This window comes from Streptomyces mesophilus, from assembly GCF_011044995.1.
GTDB classification, from domain to species: domain Bacteria; phylum Actinomycetota; class Actinomycetes; order Streptomycetales; family Streptomycetaceae; genus Streptomyces; species Streptomyces mesophilus.
On the sequence record NZ_JAAKZW010000303.1, the window covers coordinates 1 to 8367 of the forward strand.

An 8367-nucleotide genomic window follows, 5' to 3' on the forward strand; every position below is an offset into this window, starting at 1 on the left:
ACCCACCCGCACCCGCACCCGCACCCGCACCCGCACCCGGCAACGAAAACGGCGCCGCCCAAAAGGACGGCGCCGCAGACGTGAGCGTCAGGCCCCGAGCAACTTCCGCACCCGCTCCGCCCCCACCGCAAGCAGCAGCGTGGGCAGCCGCGGCCCCGTGTCCCGCCCGACAAGCAGGTGGTACAGGAGCGCGAAGAACGACCGCTGAGCACTCTTGATCTCCGGCGGCAGCTCCTTCGGCCCGGCATCCGCCGAGAACCCGGCCTGCACCTTCGGCACCCCGTACACAAGGTGCGTCAGACCGTCGAGCGACCAGTGCTCGTCGAGCCCGTCGAGCAGCAGCCGCAGCGACTCGCGCCCCTGCTCGTCCAGCGCCCCCAGCGCCTGGGCATCCGGCTCGGTCCGCACGATGGTGCGGGACTCCGCCGGTACGTACTTGGCGATCCAGGCCTCCGCCTTGTCGAGCCGCGGACGTACGGCCGCCAGGTCGGTGACCGGGTTGGCCGGGTCCAGCTCGGACAGGATCCGCTGCGTCTGCTCGGGGTCCCCCGCGGCGACATCGGCGACCGAGGCGAGCGTGCCGTACTGCAACGCCCGCTCGGTACGCGGCAGTTCACCCGCGGCGGTACGAGCGGCACGGCTGTACGCGGCCGCGTCGGCCGGCAGCGCGGAGCCGTCGGCGACCTTGGCCTCCAGCTTGTCCCACTCGTTGTACAGCCGCTGGATCTCCTGGTCGAAGGCGATCTTGAACGACTGGTTGGGCCGACGGCGGGCGTACAGCCAGCGCAGGATCTGCGGCTCCATGATCTCCAGCGCGTCGGCCGGGGTGGGCACCCCGCCCTTCGACGAGGACATCTTCGCCATGCCGGAGATCCCGACGAACGCGTACATCGGACCGATCGGCTGCTTGCCGCCGAACAGCGTCACGATCTGCCCGCCGACCTGGAACGAGGACCCCGGCGACGAGTGGTCCACACCCGACGGCTCGAAGATCACACCCTCGTACGCCCAGCGCATCGGCCAGTCGACCTTCCAGACCAGCTTGCCGCGGTTGAACTCGGAGAGCCGGACCGTCTCGGTGAAGGCGCACTCGGTGCAGACGTACGTCAGCTCGGTGGTGTCGTCGTCATAGGACGTGACCGTGGTCAGGTCCTTGCCGCAGCCACCGCAGAACGGCTTGTACGGGAAGTAGCCCGCGCCCGATCCGCTGCCGTCGTCCTCACCGGCCGCGCCCGAACCCTCGGCGGCCTCAAGCTCGGCCTCGTCGAGCGGCTTCTGGGACTGCTTGGCCGGGGCCTTCTTCGTGCGGTACTGCGCGAGGATCGCGTCGATGTCACCACGGTGCTTCATCGCGTGCAGGACCTGCTCGCGGTAGACGCCCGAGGTGTACTGCGCGGTCTGGCTGATCCCGTCGAACTCCACACCCAGCTCGCCGAGCGAGGCGACCATGGCCGCCTTGAAGTGCTCGGCCCAGTTCGGGTACGCCGAACCCGCGGGCGCGGGCACGGAGGTCAGCGGCTTGCCGATGTGCTCGGCCCAGGACCCGTCGACCCCGGGGACGCCGTTCGGCACCTTGCGGTACCGGTCGTAGTCGTCCCACGAGATCAGGTGCCGCACCTCGTACCCACGGCGGCGGATCTCGTCGGCGACCAGGTGCGGGGTCATGACCTCGCGCAGGTTGCCCAGGTGGATCGGGCCCGACGGGGAGAGTCCGGAGGCGACGACAACGCGTTTGCCCGGGGCACGACGCTCCGACTCGGCGATGACGTCGTCCGCGTATCGGGAAACCCAGTCCGCGTTGTCTGCGGGCTGAGCGCCTGTGCTCTGGGCCACGATCAGTTGGTCCCTTTCACTCCGGTCTGCTGCGCGACTGCCTCTGCGCGCGTAGGCCATTCTCCCAGACTCCACCCCACACCTGTCGCGGGCATTAAGGCGCGGCACCCCTCGACCCGGGGCGCCCTTAACTGACGCGAACCCGGACCACGTCTCATGGGAGAATTCGTGAGCCCAGACAACCCGACCACAGGAACGGCACCCCATGGCCCCGGTCACGTCCCTCACCGCAAGCGTTCACGCACGGCTCTCCGCCGCCCTGACTTCCGCGCTGCCGGAAGCCGCCGGCGCGGACCCGCTGCTGCGACGCAGCGACCGGGCGGACTACCAGGCCAACGGGATCCTGGCGCTCGCCAAGAAGGCCAAGGCCAACCCGCGGGAGCTCGCCACCCAGGTCGTCGCACAGATCGAGAACGGCGGTCTGTTCGCGGACGTCGAGGTCTCCGGCCCCGGCTTCCTCAACATCACGGTCTCCGACAAGGCGATCGTCGAGACCCTCGCCGCCCGGTACGCGGACGCCGACCGGCTCGGTGTGGCCCCGAAGGACACACCGGGCCTCACGGTGATCGACTACGCACAGCCGAACGTCGCGAAGGAGATGCACGTCGGCCACCTGCGGTCCGCCGTCATCGGCGACGCCCTGCGCGGCATGCTCGACTTCACCGGCGAGCAGACGGTCGGCCGGCACCACATCGGCGACTGGGGCACCCAGTTCGGCATGCTCATCCAGTACCTGATCGAGCACCCGGGCGAGCTGGCCCCGGCCGACGAGGTCGACGGCGAGCAGGCGATGTCGAACCTGAACCGGGTCTACAAGGCCTCGCGTGCGGTCTTCGACGCGGACGAGGAGTTCAAGGAGCGGGCCCGTAAGCGGGTCGTGGCGCTCCAGTCCGGCGACGAGGAGACCCTGAAGCTCTGGCAGCAGTTCGTGGACGAGTCGAAGGTCTACTTCCACTCGGTCTTCGAGAAGCTGGACATGGAGGTTCGGGACGACGAGATCGTCGGCGAGTCCGCGTACAACGATCTGATGCCCGAGACCGCCCGCATGCTGGAGGAGTCCGGCGTCGCGGTCCGCTCGGAGGGCGCGCTCGTCGTGTTCTTCGACGAGATCCGGGGCAAGGACGACCAGCCGGTCCCGCTGATCGTGCAGAAGGCCGACGGCGGCTTCGGCTACGCGGCGAGCGACCTCTCCGCGATCCGCAACCGGGTCTTCGACCTCAAGGCGACCGACCTCATCTACGTCGTGGACGTACGGCAGTCCCTGCACTTCAAGATGGTCTTCGAGACGGCCCGGCGGGCCGGCTGGCTGACCGACGAGGTCACCGCGCACAACATGGGCTACGGCACCGTGCTCGGCGCGGACGGCCGGCCGTTCAAGACCCGTGAGGGCGAGACGGTGAAGCTGGAGGATCTGCTCGACGAGGCCGCCGAGCGGGCCACCGCCGTCGTGCGCGAGAAGGCCGAGAAGGTGGGCCTGACCGAGGCGGAGATCGTCGAGAACGGGCGGTACGTGGGCATCGGCGCCGTGAAGTACGCGGACCTGTCGACCTCGGCGAACCGGGACTACAAGTTCGACCTGGACCAGATGGTCTCGCTCAACGGCGACACGTCCGTCTACCTCCAGTACGCGTACGCCCGTATCCAGTCCATCCTGCGCAAGGCGGGCGAGGCCGGCCCTGTCGCGCACCCGGAGGTCGAACTGGCCCCGGCCGAGCGGGCGTTGGGTCTGCACCTCGACGCCTTCGGCGAGACGGTCTTCGAGGCGGCCGCGGAGTACGCCCCGCACAAGGTGGCGGCGTACCTCTACCAGCTGGCCACGCTCCTGACGAAGTTCTACGAGCACTGCCCGGTCCTCAAGGCCGACACCCCGGCCCAGGTGGAAAACCGCCTCTTCCTGGTCGACCTGACGGCCCGCACCCTGACCAAGGGCATGGGCCTGCTCGGCATCCGCACGCCCGAGAAGCTCTGATCACCCGCGTACGGAACCGACGAAGGCCCCCGCCGAGCTCCGGCGGGGGCCTTCGTGGTGTCTACGCGTAGTAGTGAAGGGTGCCCCGCATGACACCCGTACCGCACTTCTGCTCGTAATCGGCGGCGACGGCCGTGATGGCGCCGTCCGGATCCGCCTCGAGTTTCGTCACGGTGAAGGTGCCGGTGGCACCGGAGCAGGCCCGGCCGTTGCCGCTGACCATCAGGGTCGGATCGTCCGAAGTGATGTCGTCGGTGGTCCGGTACGTGTGCCCGACCTCGAGCGGACCCGCTGCGTGCAGCAGGAACTCGACCGACCAGTCCTCCCGCTTGCCGGAAACGTCGAAGACGATCCCCTCGGTCGTGCGGCCCTGCAGCTTGAACAGGCTCGTGGCCCCGTAGTGCGTGCCCGACATGCCCTGTCCCACCGGGTCGTCGGGGTCGCTCTCGTACGTGTACGAGAGCGGATAGGCCTGCCAGAGGATGCGGCCCTTGAGCGGCGGCGCGTCGGCCGCCTCGCAACGCTGCTCGAAGGACGCGTCCACGAGCAGCGGGTTGCCCTCGGCGTCGGTCTCGTACTGGTTCAGCTCGAACGAACCCCAGATCTCGTTGCAGCCGCGTCCTTCACCGCCGACCGAGAGGCCGGGGGACCGGCCCGTCTGGAACGGGTGGCGTTCGGCCTCGCGGTGGACGCGCGGCTCGAGCTCCTCGCCCTGCGGTGCGCCCAGCGTGACGTCCCACCAGTCGCCCGGACCGGTGTTGAGACCGACACGCACATAGGTCTTGTTGCCGTACACCTCGAACGTGGCGTTGTCCGGGGTGTACGTCTCCGAGCGGCCCATGCCGATCGGATCGCCTTCGGCGCTGGTGAAGCTGAACTCGCTGACGCGCTCGGGTGTTTCGGGCGCCGCGGCGTGCGCGGGCGCGGCCAGGCCGCCGGCCAGCGCGCCGAACGCGGCGACCAGTCCTAGGGCCACACGCCACCGGTGGCGTGGTCTTCGGAGCGACGCGAGACTGGACATGATCGTTCCCCTCCCTGGTGAAACCGCCCCCGTCGGAGCGTTCCAACTACACGTACCTCAAAGGGAACTGAGTACACATCAGCCTCTCAAGCAACACCTCAGCGGCCCAGCGCGGCGCCCAGCCTCCGCACCCCCACCGCGATCTCCTGCGGCGCATGCGTCACGAAGCACAGGCGCATCGTGGAGCGGCCCGCCTCGCCGGCGTGGAACGGCGCCCCCGGCACGTACGCCACCTCGTGCTCGACGACCGTACGGAGCAGCTGCGCGGTGTCGTACGCCTCCGGCAGCCGCGCCCACAGGAACATGCCGCCCTCGGGCCGGTTCCACACCGAGCCCTCGGGCAGCGCGGCCGGCAGCCCCGCGAGCAGCGCGTCCCGGCGCTCCCGGTAGGCGGCCGCCACCGTGGCGACGTGCGCGTCCAGGTCCCGGGTCGCCAAGTACCGTGCCGCGGCGAGCTGGTTGACGGTCGGAGTATGCAGATCGGCGGCCTGCTTGGCGACCGCGCACGCCCGCAGCACGGCGGCCGGGGCACGCATCCAGCCGAGCCGCATGCCCGGCGCCATCACCTTGGAGAAGCTGCCGAGCAGTACGGTGCGGTCCTCGGCGCCGGGCTGCGCGGCGATCCACGGCACCCGCTCCCCCTCGAACCTCAACTCCCCGTACGGGTCGTCCTCGACGATCCACAGCCCGCGCCGCTCGGCGACCGACGCCACGGCGGCGCGGCGGCCGGCGGGCAGGGTGCGGCCGGTGGGGTTCTGGAAGGTCGGGATCGTGTACAGGAGCTTCGGGCGCTCCCGCGCGACGAGCGCGTCGAGGGCCGCCGGATCGATCCCGTCCTCGTCGCAGTCGACCCCCACCACCCGCACGCCGGCGAAGGCGAACACCTGGAGCGCCGCCAGATAGGTCGGGTTCTCGACGAGCACGGTGTCGCCGGGCTCAAGGAGGGCGGTGGCCAGCAGGGACAGCGCCTGCTGCGAGCCGCTGGTGATCAGCACGTCGTCGGCGGTGGTGGGCAGTTGACGCGCGGTGGTCCGCGCGGCGAGCGCGGAACGCAGCGCGGGCTCGCCTTCGGTCGTCGAGTACTGGAGCGCACGGCCCGCGTCCTTGGCCAGCACCTGGGCGTACGCCTCGGCCACGCCCTCGGCGTCGAACAGCTCGGGCGCCGGCAGACCCCCCGCGAAGTTGATCACCTCGGGCCGCGCGGTCACCGCGAGGATGTCCCGTACCGGGGAGCCGCCTACGTTCCGCGCGCGCTCGGCGAGCGGCGGCACGGGGGCACGGACGACGGCGTTCGGCTCGGTGACAGTCACGGCGACGGCTCCTTCGCTCTGGACATCGGCAGGCTCAGCGTAGAGAAAGCGTTTGGCGCCTACACCTGTCATTCCGCGATCCGGACGGCCCATGCGCTTCCGAGCCCTTCCAAGATCTCTTAGGATCCCGGGCATGACCGCCGACTTCCCCTTCATTCACCACGTCACCCTCCTCGTAGCGGACTTCAAGGCGAGCGAGCGCTTCTACGCCGCCGCGCTCGCGCCCCTGGACGTCTCCATCGAGGCCCACGAGGGCAACGCGGCGGAGCTCTGGCGCTCCGACGCGGACACCCCGTCCTTCGGCATGTACACCGCTCCTTCGCCCGAGGAGGCGACCCGCGGGCTGCACCTCGCCTTCACGGCCCGCAGCCGCGCCGAGGTCGACGCGTTCCACGAGGCCGCGCTGGAGAACGGCGGCACCGAACGGGAAGCCCCGCGCGTCTGGCCCGAGTACCGCGCGTACTGCGCCTTCGTGAACGACCCGGACGGCAACAACATCGAAGCGGTGTACAAGCTGGAGCAGGGCGAGACGGCATAAGCCGAAAGCGGGAAGCCGAAAGCGGGAACCCGTAACCGGAACCCGGCAGCCCGTCCACGCGTCAGACCCGCGGAGGCGAGAGCTATGCGCGCAGGAGCACGACGCCACGGACCGGCCATCGCCGCCGCACTGTCCCTCGCGGCGGCCGGCTGCGCGGCGGAGCCGTCACAGCAGCCCACCGTCCGTACGGACAAGGGCAGTTCGCAGTGCACGGGCCCGCGCGCGGCCGAGTCCAAGGATGCCGAGGAGGCCGCGGAGATCGCGGTGGCCCACGTCGACACCGTGGCAAAGCAACGCTTCGCGCACGTCTACACGGGCCTGCGCGTCGACCGCGGAACCCTCGCGCTCGACCTCTACCGCATCCCGGACGCCGCCTTCGACCGCTCCGCCTGCCGCGGCATCCCGTCCAACATGACGGTCCGGCTGCACGACACCACGACCTCCCGCACCGAGCTGGACGCCTTGGTGGCACGGATCAGCGACGACATCCCGCGCTGGAAGGGCGAGTTCGACCTCCGCACGATCGCCGCCGCGGAAGAGGGCCACGTGGAAGTCGGCGTGGACGAACCGAAGGTCGCCGAGCCCCTGCTGCGCAAGGCCTACGGCGACCTGGTCAAAGCCACGTACGAGGAACAGGCTCAGCTCAAACGCAGCTGACGCGCCGCCTCCACCGCCCAGTACGTGAGGATCATGCTCGCGCCCGCCCGCTTGATCCCGGTGAGCGTCTCGAGGATCGCCTTGTCCCGGTCGATCCAGCCCTTCTCGGCCGCGGCCTCGACCATCGAATACTCGCCACTGATCTGGTACGCGGCCACCGGCACGTCCACCGCGTCCGCGACCTTCGCGAGCACGTCGAGATACGGTCCGGCCGGCTTGACCATCACCATGTCCGCGCCCTCTTCGAGGTCGAGCGCCAACTCCCGCAAGGATTCCCGGAGGTTGGCCGGGTCCTGCTGATACGTCTTGCGGTCGCCCTTCAGCGAAGAGGCGACAGCCTCACGGAAGGGGCCGTAGAAGGCAGACGAATACTTCGCGGTGTACGCGAGGATCGAGACGTCCTCGTGCCCGGTCTGGTCCAACGCGTCGCGGATCACGCCGACTTGGCCGTCCATCATGCCGCTGGGGCCGAGCACGTGCGCGCCCGCGTCGGCCTGGACCTGCGCCATCTCGGCGTACCGCTCGAGCGTCGCGTCGTTGTCGACCCGGCCCTCGGCGTCGAGGACACCGCAGTGCCCGTGGTCCGTGACCTCGTCGAGGCACACGTCGGACATGACGATCAACTCGTCGCCGACCTCGGCCCGTACGTCCCGCAGAGCGAGCTGCAAAATCCCGTCCGGGTCCGTGCCCGGCGTACCGACGGCGTCCTTCTTCTCATCGAGCGGCACACCGAAGAGCATGATCCCGGAGACTCCGGCCTCGACGGCCTCGACGGCGGCCTTCTTCAGCGAGTCCCGGGTGTGCTGCACAACCCCCGGCATCGACCCGATGGCAACGGGCTCACCGATCCCCTCCCGTACGAACGCGGGAAGGATCAGATCAGCGGGATGCACCCGGTTCTCGGCAACCATCCGCCGCATGGCGGGAGTTGTCCGCAGCCGCCGGGGCCGCGACCCGGGAAACGAACCATAGGTAGACATTTCAGCCCCTCCGGCGTTTGAGGAGATCCGAACGAAGTTCGGATGCTGGGGTCTGGGGC

Annotated in this window: 7 protein-coding genes; 3 read left to right on the plus strand and 4 right to left on the minus strand. The window is 69.9% G+C overall.

Features of this window, described 5'->3' with window-relative positions:
• Positions 1-87: 87 nt before the first annotated feature.
• Positions 88-1893, minus strand: coding sequence for a lysine--tRNA ligase (lysS, locus tag G6045_RS37290; protein WP_165336676.1), 1806 nt, complete (start codon positions 1891-1893; stop codon positions 88-90).
• A gap of 145 nt (positions 1894-2038) precedes the next feature.
• Between lysS and argS the strand changes: the two genes are divergently transcribed.
• Positions 2039-3802: an arginine--tRNA ligase gene (gene argS, locus G6045_RS37295; RefSeq protein WP_165336677.1), complete on the plus strand. Its 1764-nt coding sequence runs from the start codon at positions 2039-2041 to the stop codon at positions 3800-3802.
• A 61-nt stretch (positions 3803-3863) separates the two neighbouring features.
• On the opposite strand, the gene G6045_RS37300 is transcribed toward argS, so the two are convergent.
• Both G6045_RS37300 and G6045_RS37305 read right to left on the minus strand, forming a co-directional pair.
• The gene (locus G6045_RS37300) at positions 3864-4778 is read right to left on the minus strand and encodes a hypothetical protein (protein WP_165336678.1); all 915 of its coding nucleotides are present in this window, start codon (positions 4776-4778) and stop codon (positions 3864-3866) included.
• Between the two features lie 143 nt (positions 4779-4921).
• The gene (locus G6045_RS37305; RefSeq protein ID WP_328708046.1) at positions 4922-6133 is read right to left on the minus strand and encodes an aminotransferase-like domain-containing protein; all 1212 of its coding nucleotides are present in this window, start codon (positions 6131-6133) and stop codon (positions 4922-4924) included.
• Between the two features lie 133 nt (positions 6134-6266).
• Here G6045_RS37305 and G6045_RS37310 point away from each other — a divergent pair, with 133 nt between their 5' ends.
• On the plus strand, positions 6267-6671 hold the full coding sequence (locus tag G6045_RS37310; protein WP_165336680.1) for a VOC family protein: 405 nt from the start codon (positions 6267-6269) through the stop codon (positions 6669-6671).
• 84 nt (positions 6672-6755) lie between these two features.
• Positions 6756-7328 (plus strand): hypothetical protein, encoded by a 573-nt coding sequence (locus tag G6045_RS37315; RefSeq protein WP_165336681.1) that lies wholly within the window; start codon positions 6756-6758, stop codon positions 7326-7328.
• On the opposite strand, the gene hemB is transcribed toward G6045_RS37315, so the two are convergent.
• The gene (gene hemB, locus G6045_RS37320; protein ID WP_165336682.1) at positions 7310-8308 is read right to left on the minus strand and encodes a porphobilinogen synthase; all 999 of its coding nucleotides are present in this window, start codon (positions 8306-8308) and stop codon (positions 7310-7312) included. The two genes, G6045_RS37315 and hemB, sit on opposite strands and share 19 nt — an antisense overlap.
• Between the last annotated feature and the right edge of the window lie 59 nt (positions 8309-8367).

Excerpts from the sequence above, each read along its gene's own strand:
- G6045_RS37310 (WP_165336680.1), top strand. The coding sequence starts at position 6,267 with ATGACCGCCGACTTCCCCTTCATTCACCACGTCACCCTCCTCGTAGCG.
- hemB (WP_165336682.1), bottom strand. The coding sequence starts at position 8,308 with ATGTCTACCTATGGTTCGTTTCCCGGGTCGCGGCCCCGGCGGCTGCGG.
- argS (WP_165336677.1), top strand. The coding sequence starts at position 2,039 with ATGGCCCCGGTCACGTCCCTCACCGCAAGCGTTCACGCACGGCTCTCC.
- lysS (WP_165336676.1), bottom strand. The coding sequence starts at position 1,893 with ATGGCCTACGCGCGCAGAGGCAGTCGCGCAGCAGACCGGAGTGAAAGG.
- G6045_RS37315 (WP_165336681.1), top strand. The coding sequence starts at position 6,756 with ATGCGCGCAGGAGCACGACGCCACGGACCGGCCATCGCCGCCGCACTG.